Raw genomic sequence first — 19,096 nt, forward strand, 5'->3', positions numbered from 1 at the left:
CACTTCTGCCACTCATCACCGCCGGCAACGTTGCCCGTCGCCGGCAGCGGATGCGTACTTTACGGATTTCCCCGATGCCCCGCAAGGCCTTTTCGAGAAAAACCTCGAGGCCATAACAGAAGACCCGCTAAGGCTGGTGAAAGTTCGCCCACAGGGGGCTGCGGTGGCAGAGGTTGTGGATAAGCCGCCGTCCACCAGACAGCACAACGTCCGCACAGGGCGGGCGCTGGCATTGAGGGAGTAGGGAGAGCCAAGGAGCAACTGACTTGTAATCAGTTGCTCTACGTCAGCGCACGGTCACCCGGGCAACGCGCTTCTTGCCGGCCTGGATGACGTAGCTCTTGCCGCTGTCGAGCATATGGTCGCGCTCGACCACTTCGCCATCCACCTTGACCCGCCCGTTACCGAGCATGTCCTTGGCCTGGGCACTGTTGTTGGCCAGCCCCGACCGGTTGAGCACCGCGGCGATGGGCGCCCGGGCACTGCCCGCGAAGTCGACCTCGACCTCGGGCAGGTCTTCCGGCAGCTCACCCTCGGCCAGCAGGTTGCCGGCGGACCGGTGGGCACTGGCCGCGGCTTCTTCGCCGTGATAGCGACCGATCAGTTCGCGGGCGAGGAGCATCTTGATGTCGCGGGGGTTGGCCCCCTTCTCCACATCGCGCTTGAGCGCCTCGATCTCCTCGTTGGGCTTGAGCGAGAGCAGCTCGAAGTAGCGCCACATCAGGCTGTCGGGCATGGAGACCAACTTGTTGAACATGGCGCCCGGCGCCTCGTCGACGCCCACATAGTTGCCCAGCGACTTGGACATCTTCTGCACGCCATCGAGACCTTCCAGCAGCGGCATGGTGATCACCACCTGGGGCTCCATGTCGAAGTGCTTCTGGATCTCTCGGCCCATCAGCAGGTTGAACTTCTGGTCGGTGCCGCCGAGCTCCACGTCCGCCTTCAGTGCCACGGAGTCGTAGCCCTGCACCAGGGGGTAGAGGAACTCGTGGATGGAGATGGACTGTCCGGACTGGTAGCGCTTCTCGAAGTCGTCGCGCTCGAGCATGCGCGCCACGGTGCTCTGGCCTGCCAGCTCGATCATGTCGGCCGCGCTCATGGCGGAGAACCACTCGGCGTTGAAACGCACCTCGGTCTTCTCGGGGTCGAGAATCTTGAACACCTGCTCCTTGTAGGTCTCGGCATTGACCCTGACCTCCTCCGCGGTGAGCGGCTTGCGCGTCACGTTCTTGCCGGAGGGGTCACCGATACGGCCGGTGAAGTCACCGATCAGGAAGATCACCTCATGGCCGAGCTCCTGGAACTGGCGCATCTTGGTCAACAGCACGCTGTGGCCCAGGTGCAGATCGGGGGCCGTCGGGTCGAAGCCCGCCTTGATGCGCAGCTTGCGCCCGGACTCGAGCTTCTTGACCAGCTCCTCCTCCAGCAGAATTTCCTGGGTGCCTCGTTTCAGAAGCGCCAGCGCGCTCGCCACCTCGGTCATCATCTCCCACTCCACGGAATCACGGTTGATCACCCCTGCGCACAGGGCCCATCGAATGGGGCAGAATGGTAGCATGACTCGGTGGCGTGCGGTTACGCCGCATCGACTCGGGAGAAATGCATGTCACTGTTCATCGGCCTGATGTCCGGCACCAGCCTCGACGGTATCGACGCCGCCCTGGTGGAGATAGCGGAAAACGACGCCGAGGGTCGCCCGCGCCTGGTGGCGACCCACGCCGAGCCGATGCCCGAACCGCTACGCCAACGGCTCTGGCAGCTGTGCCATGCCGACCGGGTGAGCTTCGCCGAGCTGGCCGCCACCGAGGAGGCCTTCTGCCGCCTCCAGGCCGGCACCATCGAGGCACTCCTGGCCACCAGTAACACGCCGCGCGCGGCGATCACCGCCGTGGGCAGCCATGGCCAGACCATCGAACATGCCCCCGGAGGCCATGGCGACGGCCCCGCCTACACCCTGCAACTCGACAACCCCAGCCTGCTCGCCGAACTCACCGGCTGCCCGGTGGTGGCCGACTTCCGCCGCCGCGACCTCGCCGCCGGCGGCCAGGCCGCCCCCCTCGCCCCGGCCTTCCACGAGGCGCTGCTGCGTGCCCCGGGCCAGTGGCGACTGGTGCTGAACCTGGGCGGTTTCGCCAACCTGACGCTGCTGCCACCAACGGAGGACCAGCGCGAGCCGCTCGGTTTCGACACCGGCCCGGCCAATGCCCTGCTGGATGCCTGGCATGCCCGCCACCGCGGCGGCCGCTTCGACGAGGGAGGGGAGTGGGCAGCCTCGGGCCGAGTCGATGACGCCCTGCTGGAACGCTTGCTGGCGGAGCCGTTCTTCCACCAGCCGCCGCCACGCAGCACGGGGCGCGAGCTGTTCCACCTCGACTGGCTGGAACGACAACTGACGGGGGAGGAGGCACCGGAAGATGTGCAGGCAACACTCGCCGAGCTGACCGCCACCAGCGTCGCCCTCGGCATCGGGATGGCGCAGGAGCGGCTGGCGGCCCCCACCGCCGCGGCCCTGATCCCCTGCGGCGGTGGGGCCCACAATCCGGATCTGCTGGCCCGCCTGGGCCGCCACCTGCCCGAGACGCCGCTGGTGGCAAGCGCCGACTGGGGCTGGCCTGCCGACTGGCTGGAGGCCGGCGCCTTCGCCTGGCTCGCCTGGCGAAGGCTCCAGGGGCTGTCCGGCAACCTGCCCTCGGTCACCGGAGCCTCGGGCCGCCGGATACTCGGCGGCGTCTACGCCCCCTGACTTCAGCAGAACGCTCTAGAAATCGTCCTCGCTGCGCAGCGACAGGTTCGACGCCGCCTCCCTGGACCGGGAAAGCCCTTCGCTGTTCTGGTCGGCGTACTTGATCATCATGCGCAGATCGTTGGCGGAGTCGGCGTGCACCAGCGCCACCTCCTCGGTGATCTTGCCCGCCCTGAAGAGGTCATAGAGCGCCTGGTCGAAGGTCTGCATGCCCAGATCCCGTGAACGCGCCATGGCATTCTTGATCTCGGTCACCGCCCCCTTGCGCACCAGGTCGCCGACAAGCGGCGACTTGAGCAGAATCTCGATGGCCGGGCAACGACCACCGTCCATTGTCGGCAACAGCTGCTGCGCCACGATGGCTTGCAGGTTGAGCGACAGGTCGAGCCAGATCTGCTCGTGCCGCTCGTGGGGGAAGAAGTGGATGATGCGATCCAGCGCCTGGTTGGCATTGTTGGCGTGCAGGGTGGCCAGGCAGAGGTGGCCGGTCTCGGCGAAGGTCAGCGCATGCTCCATGGTCTCCCGGGTGCGCACCTCGCCGATCAGGATCACGTCGGGCGCCTGGCGCAGGGTGTTCTTCAGGGCCACCTCGAAGGAGTCGGTATCGATGCCCACCTCCCGCTGGTTGATGATCGCCTTCTTGTGCGGGTGAACGTACTCGATGGGGTCCTCGACGCTGATGATGTGGCCGCCGATGGTCTCGTTGCGCTGCTGGATCATCGACGCCAGGGTGGTCGACTTGCCGGTGCCGGTACCCCCGACCACGAACACCAGGCCGCGCTTGATGTTGGCCAGCTCGCCCAGCACCGGGGGCAGCGACAGCTCCTCCAGGTGGGGAATCTCGAAGGCGATGCGGCGGATCACCATCGCCAGCTGGTTGCGCTGCTGGAAGGCGCTGACGCGGAAGCGCCCACGCCCCGTGAGACTGAGCGCGAAATTGGCCTCCCGTTCGGTCTGGAAGCGCTCGCGCAGCCCCTCGGGCACCGAGGCATTGACCAGTTCATTGACCTGCTCGGCGCTGAGCACCTGGTCGCCCAGCGGCGTGAGCTGGCCTGCCATCTTCAGGGTCGGTGGGGCATTCACCGAGATCAGCAGATCCGACGCCTCCTGTTGCACCATGATGTCCAGCAGCTGGTGAAGCCACTCTGTTGCCGTCATGTCCCTGCTCCTTGTCGTTGTGTCTTCCTCAGCTCGCCAGCACGCTCTTGGCCTTGGCCTGGGCCTCGTCACGAGCCACCACGTTGTCGGCCACCAGCCTGGACAGCGAGGCGTCCAGGGTCTGCATGCCCAGGTTGCCACCGGTCTGGATCGCCGAGTAGATCTGCGCCACCTTGTCCTCGCGAATCAGGTTGCGCACCGCCGCCGTGGCGATGAGTATCTCGTGGGCCGCCACCCGACCGCCCCCCTGGCGCTTGACCAGGGCCTGCGAAACCACCGCCTGCAGCGACTCGGAGAGCATCGAGCGCACCATGGACTTCTCGTCGCCGGGGAAGACGTCGATGATGCGGTCGATGGTCTTGGCCGCCGAGGTGGTGTGCAGGGTGCCGAACACCAGGTGCCCGGTCTCGGCCGCGGTCAATGCCAGGCGAATGGTCTCCAGGTCACGCATCTCGCCGACCAGGATGATGTCCGGGTCCTCGCGCAGGGCGCTGCGCAGGGCCGGGGCAAAGCCATGGGTATCACGGTGCACCTCACGCTGGTTGACCAGGCAGCGCTTGCTGCGATGGACGAATTCCACCGGGTCCTCGATGGTGAGGATATGCTCGTAGCGGTTGTCGTTGATGTAGTCGATCATCGCCGCGAGGGTCGTGCTCTTGCCCGAGCCGGTGGGACCGGTCACCAGCACCAGGCCACGGGGCAACATGGCCAGCCGGCGAAAGACGTCCCCCATTCCAAGGTCATCCAGGGTCAACACTTCCGAGGGAATGGTGCGAAACACCGCCCCGGCCCCGCGCGCCTGGTTGAAGACGTTGACACGGAAGCGCGAGACCCCCGGGACCTCGAAGGAGAAGTCGGTCTCGAAGAACTCCTCGTAGTCGCGACGCTGGCGATCCGCCATGATGTCGTAGATCAGCTTGCGGACCTCCCGATCCTCCATGGCCGGCACATTGAGCCGGCGGATGTCGCCATCGACGCGTATCATCGGCGGCAGGCCTGCCGACAGATGGAGGTCCGAAGCGTTCTGCTTTGCCGAGAACGCCAGCAATTCGGTAATATCCATGCGTTTCCCCTGCTCCCGGGATAAGGTTCCCTTCAGTTATGACCAGTATGATAGACCTTTCGTGATGAAGGCTTTGGTACTTTCCGAGTCGCTGGCCGCTGCCCGCGCCCGCCTGGCCGAGGCCCTGCAGGCCGCCGGGCGCCCCGCCACGGATGCCCGCCTGCTCGCCGTCAGCAAGACCAGGCCGGCGGCGATGATCCGCGAGGCCTGGCATCTCGGCCAGCGCGACTTCGGCGAGAATTATGTCCAGGAAGCCCTCGACAAGCAGGCCGAGCTGGCGGACCTCGACGACATCGTCTGGCATTTCATCGGGCCGTTGCAATCCAACAAGACGCGAGCCGTGGCCGAGCACTTCGCCTGGGTACACAGCCTAGACCGGGAGAAGATCGCCCGGCGTCTGAACGATCAACGCCCCGAGGGCCTCGGGCCGCTGAACGTCTGCCTGCAGGTCAACATCAGCGATGAGCCCAGCAAGTCCGGCGTCATGCTCGCCGAGCTGCCGGCCCTGGCCGGGGCGGTGCTGGCGATGCCGGCCCTGCGCCTGCGCGGGCTGATGGCGATTCCCGCGCCGGCCGAGAGCCGCGAGGCCCAGCGCGAGCCCTTCGCCCGGTTGCGCGAGGCCCTGGCAGCGTTGCAGGAACGCTTTCCGGACGCGCCGCTGGACACCCTGTCGATGGGCATGACCGCCGACCTGGAGGCCGCCGTAGAGGAAGGCGCCACCCTGGTCCGGCTGGGCACCGCCATCTTCGGCGAACGGGCAGCATCACAGTAGCGACAACACGCGTGCCGGTACCGCAAGCCGGCCGAACATTCGTCGACCGACACAGGACAGATCGCATGGCCAGCAGAGTCACCTTCATCGGCGCCGGCAACATGGCCAGCGCCATCATCGGCGGCATGATCGACAACGGCTTCTCGCCCGCCGCCATCACCGCCACCTCGCCCAGCGACGAGATGCTCGCCCCGGTACGCAGCCGACTGGGCATCCACACCGCGACCGACAACGCCGCCGCGACCGACCAGGCCGACGTGGTGGTGCTGGCGGTGAAGCCACAGGTGATGCGCGACGTCTGCGCGGGACTGCGTGACGTGGTCCAGCGCCGCCGTCCGCTGATCATCTCGGTGGCCGCCGGCCTGCCCGCCGAGACGCTCGAGCACTGGCTGGGCGGCGACCTGGCGGTGGTACGCTGCATGCCCAACACGCCTTCGCTGGTCGGCGCCGGCGCCGCCGGCCTCTTCGCCAATGCCAACGTCAGCGATGCGCAGCGCCAGCTCGCCACCGAGATGCTGGAGGCGGTGGGCCTGGTCGAGTGGGTCGAGCAGGAAGCCCTGCTCGATGCCGTAACCGCGGTTTCCGGCAGTGGCCCCGCCTACTTCTTCCTGATGTTCGAGGCGATGGAGGAAGCCGGCGTAGCCCTCGGCCTGCCCGCCGAGACCGCCCGCCGGCTGGCGATACAGACGGCCCTGGGCGCGGCGAAGATGGCCCAGCAGAGCGACAAGCTTCCCGCCGAGCTCAAGCGCAACGTGATGTCCCCCGGCGGCACCACCGAGCGTGCCATCGAGCACCTGGAGAGCGCCGGCCTGCGCCGGACCCTGGGGGAAGCGCTCGAGGCCTGCGCCGCCCGAGCCCGCGAAATGGCCGACGAGCTCGGCAAGCGCTGACCCGGCAAGCTTTCACGAACAAGGAGGAGCCCTGATGGGCAGTCAACTGGGAAGTGCCGGCCTGCTGCTGGTCAACACCCTCATCAATATCTACCTGTTCCTGCTGATGCTGCGCTTCCTGCTGCAGGCATCACGGGCCGACTACTACAATCCCATCAGCCAGTCGGTGGTGAAGATCACCCAGCCGGTGGTGCGTCCCTTCCAGGGCTTCCTCGGGCCGGTGATGAACCGCTTCGACCTGGCCACCCTCGCGGCCGGCTTCGTGATCAAGGCGGTGAGCATCGTGGTCATCCTGCAGGTGGCCGGCTTCGGCATGGCGCCGCTGCTCGGCGTGGCCATCGGGTCGGTCGCGGCGCTGGCCAACGCCATCCTGAAGATCTATTTCTTCGCGCTGATCGTGATGATCATCCTCAGCTGGGTCGCCCCCAATGCCAGCCACCCCGGCGCGCTCCTGGTGATGCAACTGGTGGAGCCGATCATGGCGCCGTTGCGCCGCGTGATCCCGCCGCTGGGCATGATCGACATCTCGCCCATCGTGGCCTTCATCGCCATCAGCATCATCGATGGTATCGTGGTGGGCTCGCTGACCCGTGCGGCCGGCATCTCCGGCGCCCTGGTCGGCCTCTGAGCCAGGTCCCCATGACAACAGGCACCACGCAACGACTGGACACCGAACGACTGATGCCCGAGCTTCCGCGTGACTCGGTCGGCCTGGTGACGCCGCAGACGGCGCACTTCGACGACCCCCTGGCCCTGGCCTGCGGCAAGACGCTGCCGGCCTACGACCTCGTCTATGAAACCTACGGCACGCTCAACGCCGCGCGCTCCAATGCGGTGCTGGTCTGCCACGCCCTCTCCGGTCACCACCATGCCGCGGGCTTCCACGCCCCCGACGAACGCAAGCCGGGCTGGTGGGACGCCCATATCGGCCCCGGCAAGTCCATCGACACCGAGCGCTTCTTCGTGGTCTCGTTGAACAACCTGGGCGGCTGCCACGGCAGCACCGGCCCGAACAGCGAGAACCCGGAGACCGGCCGCCAGTGGGGACCGGACTTCCCGATGATGATGGTGGGTGACTGGGTCCACAGCCAGGCGCGGCTGGCCGACCGGCTCGGCATCGAGCGCTTCGCCGCGGTGATCGGCGGCAGCCTCGGTGGCATGCAGGTGGTCCAGTGGACCCTCTCCTATCCCGAGCGGGTGGCCAATGCAGCGGTGATCGCCGCCACGCCGAAGCTGTCGGCCCAGAACATCGCCTTCAACGAGGTCGCTCGCCAGGCGATCCGCTCCGACCCCGACTATCACGACGGCTGGTATGCCGAGCAGGGCAAGGTGCCCCGACGCGGCCTCAAGCTCGCCCGCATGGTGGGACACATCACCTACCTGTCGGAAGACGCCATGGGCAGCAAGTTCGGCCGCGACCTGCGCACCGACGACCTCAACTTCGGCTACGACGTCGAGTTCCAGGTGGAGTCCTACCTGCGCTACCAGGGGGACACCTTCTCCACCTCCTTCGACGCCAACACCTACCTGCTGATGACCAAGGCGCTGGACTACTTCGACCCGGCCGCGGCCCATGGTGGCGACCTGGCCCGGGCCCTGGCGCCGGCGGCCTGCCCCTTTCTGGTGGTCAGCTTCACCACCGACTGGCGCTTCCCGCCGTCACGCTCGCGGGAGCTGGTCAACGCCCTGATCCGCGCCGGCAAGGCGGTCAGCTACGCCAACATCGACTCCCCCCACGGTCACGACGCCTTCCTGATGCCCGAGCCCCGCTACCAGGCGGTGTTCTCCGCCTTCATGGCCCGCGTGGCCCGGGACCTCGGCCTGGAGGACCACCCATGATGCGTGCCGACTTCAAGCTGATCCATGACTGGGTGCCCGCGGGGGCCCACATCCTCGATCTGGCCTGCGGCGACGGTACCCTGCTGGCGGCCCTGGCCCGGGACAAGAACGTCACCGGCTACGGCCTGGAGATCGACCCGGAGGGCATCACCGCCTGCATCGCCCGGGGCGTCAACGTCATCGAGCAGAACCTCGACGAAGGGCTGGCCAACTTCGAGGACGACGCCTGCGACCTGGTGATCATGACCCAGGCGCTGCAGGCCCTGCGCCGCCCCGACCGCATGCTCGACGAGATGCTGCGGGTAGCGGAAGAGTGCATCATCACCTTCCCCAACTTCGCCTACTGGCGCCACCGGGCCTATCTCGGCCTCAAGGGCTACATGCCGGTCTCGAAGTCGCTGCCCCACGCCTGGTACGACACCCCCAACATCCACCTGTCGACCTTCAACGACTTTGAACAACTCTGCCGCGACAAGGGTCTGATCATCGTCGACCGGGCGGTGGGCATCGGCGACCATGAGGGCCACTGGACCTCACGCTGGTGGCCCAACCTGTTCGGCGAGATCGCCATCTTCCGCGTCACCCGCCGGAGTGATTGACTCGAACAGAGAAAGAACGCAAACCGAAGCGCAAGACCAGGGGCACACCATGATCCAGCGATTCCTGACCGGCCTGGCCCTGGGGTGGCTACTGCTGCTTGCCCTGCCGCTGCAGGCCCAGCAGTTCGAACAGATCGGCGACTACCAGATCCACTACAGTGCGGTGAACACCAGCTTCCTGCCCCGGGAGGTGGCCGAGGAACACCGCATCCAGCGCAACCAGGTGATGGCACTGCTCAATGTCAGCGTGCTCGAGGAGCGGGAGGACGGCACGACCCGGGTCGTGCCGGCCACCGTCAACGGCCGGGTCAGCGAGCTGGGCAGCAGCGACGGCGAGCCGCTCGCCTTCCGTACCCTGCGCAGCGGCGACAGCGTGTCGCAGATCGCGGTCTTCCGCATCCACGAGGACGCCCCCATGCGCTTCGACCTCGAGGTGCGTTACGACCGCAACAGCGAGCCCGCGGAAGTCAGCTTCATTCAACGATTCTACATAGACAGGTAACCCTTCGGATGCATGGTCGTCTGCCGGAGAGCCCGGCCCCCCTGACGCAGGCCCTGGACGCTTGCCGCCGCCGGGACCCCGAGGGGTTTCACCGGCTTCGGCAAATCGTCGCTCCCCCGATGCTGGCCACCGCCGACCACTTCCTGGAGGCCCCCCGACAGGCCGAGGATGTCGTGCACGACGCCCTCCTGCTGGCCTGGCTCAATGCCGGGCGCTTCGCTGCCGATGAGGACCACCCCGGCTCCTGGCTCTTCACCATCCTCGGCAGCCGGCTGCACAATCAGCTCGAGGCCTTGACCACCGCCACACCCTCGGCCACGCGGAGGATCCCCGCCAGGCTCCAGGGGCAGGCACTCTGGACGCTATCCCGCGACCTGGAGCCGAGGCCACCCAGTCCGTCGCTGAGCGATCGCCTGGGCGACTCCCTGTCGGCTCGGCTGGCGGCCCCGCAGTTGCCGAGGACCCCCACCGGTGAACTGGTGCACCCGCCGCTCTACGATGCCAGGCTTCGCCGGAAGATGCTGACCTCCCGCCTCGCCTACCAGGCCAAGGAGGGCTTCAAGCGCCGCCTGGGCCGGCCCCTGGAAGACTGGCTGTTCCGGCGCTGGCTGGCTCAGCGATCCGGCAGCCATTGGCTGGAAGCCCAGGGGTTGCCGCGGCGCAGTATCGAACACGCCCTGGGCGATCGCCTGGACCTCGAGGTGAACCCCGGGCGACTGGTCCGCAGCCTGAGCTATCCGGATGCCTTTCCCAACCGCGCGGAGCGGCGCAAGGCATCGACCCTGTTCCTGTGGTCCGGAGACTGGGACCTGCCCCGCCATGACCTGGTCGACAGCAGTCGTACCCGCTTCATCCGGGATCTCTGGACCCATCGACTCGACCCGAGCTGCAGCGAGACCTGCCGGCAGCTGGAACGGCAGCTGGAACAGGGCCGCCCGCTGCGCTCCCACCACAAGGGGATGCTGCTCGACAGCCGTGAGCGCATCCTCGAGTACCTGCGGCTCTACCTGCTGTACATGGAGAACATGGCCTGTTTCGGCTTCGACAAGCACGAGGGAAAGGACAGGCTGGGGGTGACCATCGACCGCCACGGCAGGCTCATCAAGACCAACAAGGGCCTGCATCGGCTGGCGATGGCGCAGGTCCTGGGCCTGGCCGTGGTCACGGTCCGGGTCCGCAGCGTTCATCGTCAATGGTGGGAACGGCACGCCGGTGACGCCAGGGGGCGTGACGCCCTGGAGCGCGTGGCACAGGCCCTGGCGGATTGCGCCCCGGCCTGAACGGATGACATCAACGAGCGATGCGTGGCAACCTCGAGGGAGATCCCCGACTCAGTCGAGGGCAACATCCACCCGGCGCTCGAGCAACACCGGCAGCCGCCGGCCCAGGCGGATCGCCACCGGCACGCCTTCGCGGCGCATGACCTCGCAGCGGTGGGCCAGCACCTCCACCCCACGCCCGGCCACGTCACGCAGCGTCGCCGCATAGGCCGGATCCAGATGAGCCGCCGGGGCCACGTCGGGGATGCCCTCGTGGGCCACGCAGAACAGCAGCACGGCACGCTGGCCCCGAGCGGCGAGCTCGGCCAGCACCTCGAGGTGTTTCCTGCCCCGTTCGCTCACCGCATCGGGGAAATAGCCGTGGCCATCGGTTTCCTTCAGCGTCACCTGCTTGACCTCGACGAAGGCCGAGCCCCGCGCCGGATCATCGAGACGGAAGTCCAGCCGGGCGGCCTTCTCACCGGCCCCGTGCGCCACCTTCACCTCGCGCCTGAGGGCCGAGTAGCCGGCGAGCGCCGGCACCCGCCCCTCGCGCAGCGCCTCCTCGACGATGCGGTTGGCCCGGCCGGTCTGCACCGAGGCCAGCGCCCACGAGTCGTCGGACTGGGGCAGCGCGATCAGCTCCCAGGTCCAGGCCAGCTTGCGCGCCGGGTTGTCGCTGGGCGAGAGCCAGACCCGGCAGCCCGGTACGTTCACCGCCCGCATCGAGCCGGTATTGGGGCAGTGCGCCACCACCTCGCGGCCATCGTCGAGGCGCACGTCGGCGAGAAAGCGCTTGTAGCGGCGCAGCAGGGTACCGGGCACCAGGGCGGGATAGTCCATGCCGTCTAGCCCCTTGCCAGGAAGCGTTCGAGCCGGCTCACCGCCTCCTCCAGGCGCGCGATGCCGGTGGTGAAGGCGATGCGCACGTGATGCTCGCCGCCCGAGAGGGCGAAGTCGATGCCCGGGGTGATGGCGACGTTCTCCTCCTCGAGCAGCCGCTGGCAGAAGGCCTGGCTGTCGTCGCTATAGCGCGAGATGTCGAGCCACAGGTAGAAGGCCCCCTGGGGCGGCAGCGACGGCGCCAGCCCCAGCCGGGCGAGCCCGGCCAGCAGGGCATCGCGGCGGCGCCCCAGCTCGACGCGCCGCGCCTCGAGGATCCCGCGGCACTCGGGGGTGAAGGCGGCCAGGGCCGCATGCTGGGCCGGCGTGGGCGCGGCCAGGAAGACGTTCTGGGCCAGCCGGGTCAGTGGCTCCACCGCGGCCTGGGGCGCCAGCAGCCACCCCAGGCGCCAGCCGGTCATGCCGAAGTACTTGGAGAAGCTGTTGACCACGAAGGCATCCGGCGTCAGAGAAGCCACCGATAGCGACGGCAGATCGAAACAGAGGCCTTGGTAGATCTCGTCCACCAGCAGATGTCCCTCGCGCGCCGCCACCGTGGCGGCCACCCCGGCCAGTTGCTCGGCATCGAGCATATGGCCGGTGGGGTTGGAGGGGCTGGCGAGCATCGCCAGCCGGGTATCGTCGCGCCAGTGACGGGCGACCAGCTCCGCGTCGAGCTGCCAGCCGCTTTCGTCGCCCACCGGCACGGCATCCACCTCGGCCCCGGCCAGGGCCATGAAGTGGCGGTTGCAGGGATAGTTGGGGTCGGCCATCAGCACCCGGTCGCCGGGGCCGACCAGCAGCTGGCTGGCCAGCAGCAGCGCCCCCGACGCCCCCGGGGTGACCAGGATCCGCGCCGGGTCGACCTCGGCGCCGAAGTGCTCGGCGTAGTGGCCGGCGATGGCCTCGCGCAGCGCCGGCAGCCCCGCCGCCGGCGTATAGCGGGTGTGCCCCGCGGCCAGGGCCTCACCACCGGCGGCGACCACCGGTTCGGGGGTGGGGAAGTCAGGCTCGCCCACCTCCAGGTGGATCACATCGTGCCCGGCCGCCTCCCGGGCCTGGGCGGTCTCCAGCAGGCTCATGACCCGGAAGGGGGCGACCCGCGCGACACGCGAATTCCATGGCATGACTGGCTCCTGTACGGATGATCGACTGGACGGGCATTCTTTCGCCTCCGCGCGGTCCAACGGGAATATTGTACCGACTTTCGTGGAACCCGCGCAGGTCGTGCGGCCCGGGGAGTTGCAAAGCCTGCGTTTTTCCGCTAAACAAGCATCCTTTTGGCGTGAGATACCTTGCACCATGGCGGGTATTGATCAGCAGTCACTACAGTAACGAGGCAATCCCATGCCAGTAGCAGAAAAGAAGACGGAAGCGCCGAAGAAATTCACCCCGTACGAGCCGGCGGCGGGTGAAGAGTACATGAACGAACAGCAGCTGGAGCACTTCCGACAGATCCTGCTGGGCTGGAAACAGGAGCTGATGGAAGAGGTGGACCGCACCGTGCGCCACCTGCAGGAAGAGGCCAACAACTACGCCGACCCTGCCGACCGCGCCACCCAGGAGGAGGGGTTCAGCCTGGAGCTGCGCACCCGGGACCGTGAGCGCAAGCTGCTCAAGAAGATCAACGAGACCCTCGAGAAGATCGACGAGGACGACTACGGCTTCTGCGAGGCCTGTGGCGTGGAGATCGGAATCCGCCGCCTCGAGGCGCGCCCCACCGCCACCCTGTGTGTCGACTGCAAGACGCTGGCCGAGCTCAAGGAAAAGCAGCTGGGGGGCTGATCCGGCCATGCCGATCGCCTTGCAACAGCAACGTCGCGACGGGCACCCAGGGGTGCCCGTTTGCATGTCCGAGCGTCACCGGAGGTGGTGCCCATGAGCCGCTACCGCGGCCGCTTCGCCCCGACCCCCTCGGGGCCGCTGCACTTCGGCTCGCTGGTGGCGGCACTGGCGAGCTTTCTCGACGCCCGACGGGCCGGCGGGCAGTGGCTGCTGCGCATCGAGAACATCGACCCGCCGCGTTGCCCGCCGGGCGCGGCCGAGACCATCCTGCACCAGCTCGAGGCCTTCGGCCTGCACTGGGACGGCCCGGTCCACTGGCAGCATGAGCGCGACGCGGCCTATCAGGCGGCGCTGGACACCCTGGTCGACCGGGGCCTGGCCTACCCCTGCAGCTGTTCGCGCAAGCAGTGGCGCGACCATGCCCTCTACCCCGGCTGGTGCCGCGACGGCCCGCGTGAGCCCGGCGGGCCGGTGGCCTGGCGGCTACGCAGCGACCTCGGCCTGCGCCCGATCGCCTGGCAGGACCGGCTGTTCGACGAGCAGCGCTTCGACCCGGCCGCGCTCGGCGATGTGGTGCTCAAGCGCAAGGACGGCCTCTGGGCCTACCAGCTCGCCGTGGCGGTGGACGACGCCGACCAGGGCATCACCGATGTGGTCCGGGGGTTCGACCTGCTCGACAACACTCCCTGGCAGCGCCAGCTGCAGCACGCCCTGGGCCTGCCCCACCCCCGCTATCTGCATCTGCCGCTGATCATGGGCGACGATGGCCAGAAGCTCTCCAAGCAGAACCTGGCCCCGCCACTGCCGCGGGAAGACGACGCGGTTCGCCCGCTGCTGCACCGGGCCCTGACGGCGCTGGACCAGCGACCGCCCGCGGAGCTCGCCACGGCCCCGGTGGCCGACCAGCTCGCCCGGGCCATCAGCGCCTGGGACGCCGGCCGGATCCACCCCCACCCCGAGCGCTCGGCCACCGGGGCCCGCCACTGAGAGGAGAGCCCCATGTATGTCTATCGCCTCATGCTCTTCCTGGTCTTCGGCGGCTACCTGCTCTCGCCACTGCTGATGAGCGGCTGGGCCAGCCCCGGCGTGGCCTGGTACCGTCCCTTCCTCATCTGGGGGGTGCTGATCGCCCTGACGCTGTGGCTGGAGCAGAAGAGGAAGCTCGATGAACGCTAGATGGTTACTGGCGCCCCTGGGCGACGAGGAGCGCCGATGAGCGCCAGCCTGGTCAGCGTACTGGCGCTGGGGACCGGCTACCTGCTGCTGCTGTTCCTCTGTGCCCTGGCGGTGGAGCGCGGCTGGATACCTGCGCGCATCGCTCGCCACCCGGCGGTCTACACCCTGGCGCTGGGGGTCTATGCCAGCGCCTGGGCGATCTACGGCAGTCTGGAGCTGGCCAGCAACGCCGGCTTCGGCTACCTGGCCTACTACCTCGGGGTGGCCGGCGCCTTCCTGCTCGCCCCGGTGCTGCTGGTGCCGATCCAGCGGCTGAGCCGCACCTACCAGCTCTCCTCGCTCGCCGACCTCTTCGCCTTCCGCTTCCGTTCGCGCTGGGTCGGTACCCTGGTCACCCTGGTCAGCCTGCTGGCGGTGATGCCGCTGCTCGCGCTGCAGGTGCAGACCATGGGCGACGCCATCTTCCTGATGACCGGGGCCGCCTCGCCGTCGCTACTGGCGCTGGCCTTCTGCGTGCTGATCGCGCTGTTCACCATCCTCTTCGGGGCCCGCCACACCCGGCTGCACGCCCGCCACGACACCCTGCTCGTGACCATTGCCCTGGAATCGGCGGTCAAGCTCGGCGCCATGCTGGCGCTGGGCGCCTTTGCCCTGTTCGCCGTCTTCGACGGCCCCGCCGACCTCCAGGTCTGGCTCGACGGCCCCGGTCGTGCGGCCCAGGCCGGGGTCGAGCACCTCGACCCGGCCCAGTGGCGCACCCTGCTGCTGCTGTTCTTCGCCGCAGCCTTCCTGATGCCGCACATGTTCCATATCACCTTCGCCGAGACCCTCTCCCGGCGCACCCTGCTCCAGGCCTCCTGGACACTGCCGCTGTTCCTGCTGCTGATGGCACTGCCGGTGCCGCTGATCCTGTGGGCCGCCCAGCGGGTCGGGGCAGAGGCCACGGGGAGCGGGGCGGCCTACCTGGCCTTCGCACTCTCGGAGTCCTGGTGGGTCGGGGCCCTGGCCTTCATCGCCGGCCTGGCGGCGGCCAGTGGCACCATGATCATCATCTCCCTGGCGCTGTCGGGGATGATCCTCAACCACCTGGTGCTGGTGGCCCATCCACCGATCGACCAGCCCGACCTCTACCACTGGCTGCGCTGGCTGCGTCGGGCACTGATCGGCGCGGTGATCCTCGGCGGTTGGCTCTTCTATCGCACCGTGGGGGTGAATCACGACCTCACCACCCTGGGCCTGGCCGCCTTCATCGGCATGGCCCAGTGCCTGCCGGGCATGCTGGCGCTGCTCTACTGGCCGGGCGCCAACCGCAAGGGCATGGTGTCGGGCCTCGCCGCCGGCACCCTGATCTGGCTGGCCGGCCTGTGGCCGCCGCTGCTCACCGACCTGCCGGCCCTGGTGGTGCTGCCCCCGGGACTCGAGATGCTCGCCGGCGAGCCGGAGTGGTACATCGTGACCCTGGTGTCGCTTGCCACCAACATCCTCATCCTGATCCTGGTCTCGCTGGCCACCCGCACCTCCCCGGGGGAGCGGGCCGCCGCCGAGGCCTGCTCGGTGGACGCGGTGATCCGCCCCAAGCGCCTGCCGCTGGAGGCCGCCAACGGCGAGGAGTTCAAGCACCACCTGGCCCGGGCGCTGGGTGACGACGTCGCCTCGCGCGAGGTCGACCGCGCCCTGGCCGCCCTGCACCTCTCGCCGCTGGAGAGTCGCCCCTACGCGCTGCGTCGCCTGCGCGACCGCATCCAGGCCAACCTGTCCGGCCTGATGGGTCCGTCGGTGGCCCAGGACATCGTCGACCGCTACCTGCCCTACCGTCAGGACGGTGGCGACGCCACCGAGGACATCCACTTCGTCGAGAGTCGCCTGGAGGCCTACCGCACCCGCCTGACCGGCCTGGCCCGGGAGCTCGACGGCCTGCGCCGCTACCACCGCCGCACCCTGACCCGTCTGCCCGTGGGGCTCTGCGCCTTCGGCGACGACGGTGAGCTGCTGATGTGGAACGACGCCCTCTCCGCCCTCACCGGCATCCCCGGCGAGAGCGTGGTCGGCGCGCGGCGCGACAGCCTGCCGGCCCCCTGGGGCGAACTGCTCGGCCGCATCCTCGCCGAGCCCCACAGCCACCTCTACAAGCAGCCGGTGGAACTCGAGGGCGGGCTGCGCTACCTGACCCTGCACAAGGCCGAGCTGCACGAGGACCGGCACGAGCCCGGTGGCAAGGTGATCCTGATCGAGGACCACAGCGAGATGAAGTGGCTGGAGGACGAGCTGGTGCATGCCGCCAGGCTGGCCTCGATCGGCCAGCTGGCCGCCGGGGTGGCCCACGAGATCGGCAACCCCATCACCGGCATCTCCTCGCTGGCCCAGAACCTGCGCTACGACACCGATGACCCCCGGCTGCTCGAGACCGCCGGGCAGATCCAGCAGCTCACCGACCGGGTCTCGCGTATCGTCTCCTCGCTGGTCGGCTTCGCCCATGGCGGCCGCCATGTGGCGGGACAGGCCTTCGCCCCGGTGTCGATGGCCGCCGTCACCGACGAGGCGCTGCACTTGATCCACCTGGCCCGCTCGGGGGAGGATGTGGACTACCACAACCTCTGCCCCCCCGACCTGGAGGTCCAGGGTGACGCCCAGCGGCTGCTGCAGGTGATGATCAACCTGCTCGGCAACGCACGCGACGCCAGCGAGCCGGGCGGCCGGGTGGTCGTCGATGCCGCCCCGGAAGGGGAGTGGCTGCTGGTCACCGTGACCGACGAGGGACACGGCATCGACGAGCGCGTCCGCGACCACCTGTTCGAGCCGTTCACCACCACCAAGCCACCCGGTGAAGGTACGGGGCTCGGCCTGCCACTGGTCTACAGCATCATCGCCGAGCATCGCGGGCAGATCGATATCGACTCCCCGCCGCCCGGGCAGCCACGCGGCACCCGCATCAGCCTTTGGCTGCCCCTCAACCGACAGGATGGTGAAAGCCCCGATGAGCCGGATTCTGATCGTTGAAGACGAAGCCATCATCCGCACCGCCCTCCGGCGGCTGCTGGAGCGCCACGACTACCGGGTCAGCGAGGCCGGCTCGGTGGCCGAGGCCCTCGAGCTCGACCCCCAGTGCTTCGACCTGGTGATCAGTGACCTGCGCCTGCCCGGCGAGCCCGGCACCGAGCTGATCAGTCGTGCCGCGCCCATTCCGGTGCTGATCATGACCAGCTACGCCAGCATGCGCTCGGCGGTGGAGGCCCTGAAGCTCGGCGCGGTGGACTATGTGGCCAAGCCCTTCGACCACGACGAGCTGCTCGAGACCGTGGCAAGGGCGCTGCACCAGCAGGCCACCCGAAGCGCCGAGCCCCCCGACATCACCGAACCGGACGGTCATGCCCAGCAGATGATCGGCAACTGCGCCGCCATGCAGGTGGTCTACACTCGCATCCGCAAGACCGCACCCGCCGACGTCACGGTGCTGATCCAGGGCGAGTCGGGCACCGGCAAGGAGCTGGTGGCCCGCGCCATCCATCAGCAGAGCAGGCGCGCTACGGCACCGCTGATCTGCGTGAACTGCGCGGCGATTCCCGAGACGCTGATCGAGTCCGAGCTGTTCGGCCACGAGAAGGGCGCCTTCACCGGCGCCAGCGCCGCCCGCACCGGCCTGGTGGAGGCCGCCGACGGCGGCACCCTGTTCCTCGACGAGATCGGCGAACTGCCGCTGGATGCCCAGGCACGCCTGCTACGCGTGCTGCAGGAGGGCGAGATCCGCAAGATCGGCTCGGTGGAAACCCGCCACGTCGACGTGCGCCTGATCGCCGCCACCCACCGTGACCTGCGTGCCCTGTCGCGCACCGGTGAATTCCGCCTCGACCTCTACTACCGCCTCAACGTGATGCAGATCGACCTGCCGCCACTGCGCGAGCGCGACGACGACATCCTCGAGATCGCCGACATCCTGCTCGACAAGGCCTGCCACCGCCACGATCGCGAGGGGCTGCGGCTCTCCCGGGCCGCCCGGCGGACCATCCACGACTACCCCTGGCCCGGCAACGTGCGCGAACTGGAGAACGCCCTGGAGCGTGGCGTCATCCTCGCCGAGGGCCACCTGATCCACCCCGATGACCTGGGGCTGTCGGCGCCCCCGCGGCCGGTGGTCGCCGTTCCCCCCAGCAGCGGCGCCGATGCGCCGGGCGATGCCGAGGAGGACCTCTCGCTGGAGGACTACTTCCAGCATTTCGTGCTCGAACACCAGGACCAGATGAGCGAGACCGAGCTCGCCCAGAAGCTCGGCATCAGCCGCAAGTGTCTGTGGGAACGTCGCCAGCGACTCGGCATCCCGCGCAAGAAGAGCCCCAAGCGCAGCACCGGATGAGCCGGGCACGGCCCTCCCCCATGCCCTGCCCCGACGCCTTAGACCAAGGTTCTAGTGCCCGCGGCCGACACCGCGGG

At 68.5% G+C, this 19,096-nt stretch carries 19 protein-coding genes; 14 read left to right on the forward strand and 5 right to left on the reverse strand.

Translation table 11 applies throughout. The features are described from left to right. Positions 1-244: hypothetical protein (locus CR157_RS22875; RefSeq protein ID WP_219999983.1), on the forward strand; the 244-nt coding region annotated here is incomplete at its 5' end. Positions 245-286: 42 nt separating this feature from the next. Here CR157_RS22875 and tyrS read toward each other — a convergent pair. Next, complete coding sequence (gene tyrS / locus CR157_RS20610; protein ID WP_110285483.1) at positions 287-1,486, reverse strand: tyrosine--tRNA ligase; 1,200 nt, start codon at positions 1,484-1,486, stop codon at positions 287-289. Between the two features lie 120 nt (positions 1,487-1,606). On the opposite strand from tyrS, the gene CR157_RS20615 reads away from it, so the two are divergent. Further along, positions 1,607-2,746: an anhydro-N-acetylmuramic acid kinase gene (locus CR157_RS20615; RefSeq protein WP_110285402.1), complete on the forward strand. Its 1,140-nt coding sequence runs from the start codon at positions 1,607-1,609 to the stop codon at positions 2,744-2,746. A 15-nt stretch (positions 2,747-2,761) separates the two neighbouring features. Here the strand turns inward: CR157_RS20615 and CR157_RS20620 are convergent, their stop codons facing one another. Both CR157_RS20620 and CR157_RS20625 read right to left on the reverse strand, forming a co-directional pair. Further along, positions 2,762-3,904 (reverse strand): PilT/PilU family type 4a pilus ATPase, encoded by a 1,143-nt coding sequence (locus CR157_RS20620; RefSeq protein ID WP_110285403.1) that lies wholly within the window; start codon positions 3,902-3,904, stop codon positions 2,762-2,764. Between the two features lie 28 nt (positions 3,905-3,932). Then, positions 3,933-4,967 carry a type IV pilus twitching motility protein PilT gene (locus tag CR157_RS20625; RefSeq protein WP_110285404.1) on the reverse strand — a complete coding sequence of 345 codons (1,035 nt, stop codon included), beginning with the start codon at positions 4,965-4,967 and terminating at the stop codon, positions 3,933-3,935. A 64-nt stretch (positions 4,968-5,031) separates the two neighbouring features. Here CR157_RS20625 and CR157_RS20630 point away from each other — a divergent pair, with 64 nt between their 5' ends. The 7 genes from CR157_RS20630 to CR157_RS20660 all read left to right on the forward strand — a co-directional run bounded on the left by CR157_RS20630 (position 5,032) and on the right by CR157_RS20660 (position 10,849). Beyond that, positions 5,032-5,739 (forward strand): YggS family pyridoxal phosphate-dependent enzyme, encoded by a 708-nt coding sequence (locus tag CR157_RS20630; RefSeq protein ID WP_110285405.1) that lies wholly within the window; start codon positions 5,032-5,034, stop codon positions 5,737-5,739. Between the two features lie 65 nt (positions 5,740-5,804). After that, the gene (gene proC / locus CR157_RS20635; protein ID WP_110285406.1) at positions 5,805-6,629 is read left to right on the forward strand and encodes a pyrroline-5-carboxylate reductase; all 825 of its coding nucleotides are present in this window, start codon (positions 5,805-5,807) and stop codon (positions 6,627-6,629) included. Between the two features lie 34 nt (positions 6,630-6,663). After that, positions 6,664-7,257, forward strand: coding sequence for a YggT family protein (locus tag CR157_RS20640; RefSeq protein WP_110285407.1), 594 nt, complete (start codon positions 6,664-6,666; stop codon positions 7,255-7,257). Between the two features lie 53 nt (positions 7,258-7,310). Beyond that, a complete protein-coding gene (gene metX / locus CR157_RS20645; RefSeq protein ID WP_110285408.1) occupies positions 7,311-8,468 on the forward strand; it encodes a homoserine O-succinyltransferase MetX in 1,158 nt (385 codons plus the stop codon). Continuing rightward, positions 8,468-9,067 (forward strand): methionine biosynthesis protein MetW, encoded by a 600-nt coding sequence (gene metW / locus CR157_RS20650; RefSeq protein WP_110285484.1) that lies wholly within the window; start codon positions 8,468-8,470, stop codon positions 9,065-9,067. Before metX ends, metW begins: the two co-directional genes overlap by 1 nt. Before the next feature lie 49 nt (positions 9,068-9,116). Continuing rightward, complete coding sequence (locus CR157_RS20655; RefSeq protein WP_110285409.1) at positions 9,117-9,569, forward strand: DUF4426 domain-containing protein; 453 nt, start codon at positions 9,117-9,119, stop codon at positions 9,567-9,569. A gap of 8 nt (positions 9,570-9,577) precedes the next feature. Next, positions 9,578-10,849 carry an RNA polymerase sigma factor gene (locus tag CR157_RS20660; protein ID WP_110285410.1) on the forward strand — a complete coding sequence of 424 codons (1,272 nt, stop codon included), beginning with the start codon at positions 9,578-9,580 and terminating at the stop codon, positions 10,847-10,849. A gap of 51 nt (positions 10,850-10,900) precedes the next feature. Here the strand turns inward: CR157_RS20660 and sfsA are convergent, their stop codons facing one another. Continuing rightward, complete coding sequence (gene sfsA / locus CR157_RS20665; RefSeq protein WP_110285411.1) at positions 10,901-11,671, reverse strand: DNA/RNA nuclease SfsA; 771 nt, start codon at positions 11,669-11,671, stop codon at positions 10,901-10,903. A gap of 5 nt (positions 11,672-11,676) precedes the next feature. Then, positions 11,677-12,837: a pyridoxal phosphate-dependent aminotransferase gene (locus CR157_RS20670; RefSeq protein WP_110285412.1), complete on the reverse strand. Its 1,161-nt coding sequence runs from the start codon at positions 12,835-12,837 to the stop codon at positions 11,677-11,679. 220 nt (positions 12,838-13,057) lie between these two features. On the opposite strand from CR157_RS20670, the gene dksA reads away from it, so the two are divergent. From dksA to CR157_RS20690, 5 genes are all read left to right on the forward strand, one after another. After that, positions 13,058-13,495: an RNA polymerase-binding protein DksA gene (gene dksA / locus CR157_RS20675; RefSeq protein WP_102629279.1), complete on the forward strand. Its 438-nt coding sequence runs from the start codon at positions 13,058-13,060 to the stop codon at positions 13,493-13,495. A 93-nt stretch (positions 13,496-13,588) separates the two neighbouring features. Continuing rightward, a complete protein-coding gene (gluQRS, locus tag CR157_RS20680; RefSeq protein ID WP_110285413.1) occupies positions 13,589-14,482 on the forward strand; it encodes a tRNA glutamyl-Q(34) synthetase GluQRS in 894 nt (297 codons plus the stop codon). Positions 14,483-14,494: 12 nt separating this feature from the next. Continuing rightward, positions 14,495-14,671 (forward strand): hypothetical protein, encoded by a 177-nt coding sequence (locus CR157_RS22715; RefSeq protein ID WP_181422133.1) that lies wholly within the window; start codon positions 14,495-14,497, stop codon positions 14,669-14,671. A gap of 36 nt (positions 14,672-14,707) precedes the next feature. Continuing rightward, positions 14,708-17,668, forward strand: a complete 2,961-nt coding sequence (locus CR157_RS20685) for an ATP-binding protein (RefSeq protein WP_110285414.1) — start codon at positions 14,708-14,710, stop codon at positions 17,666-17,668. Further along, complete coding sequence (locus CR157_RS20690) at positions 17,646-19,019, forward strand: sigma-54-dependent transcriptional regulator (protein WP_110285415.1); 1,374 nt, start codon at positions 17,646-17,648, stop codon at positions 19,017-19,019. Before CR157_RS20685 ends, CR157_RS20690 begins: the two co-directional genes overlap by 23 nt. Positions 19,020-19,096 lie beyond the last annotated feature (77 nt).

This window comes from Halomonas sp. LBP4 (assembly GCF_003202205.1).
In the GTDB taxonomy this organism is placed as follows: domain Bacteria; phylum Pseudomonadota; class Gammaproteobacteria; order Pseudomonadales; family Halomonadaceae; genus Halomonas; species Halomonas flagellata.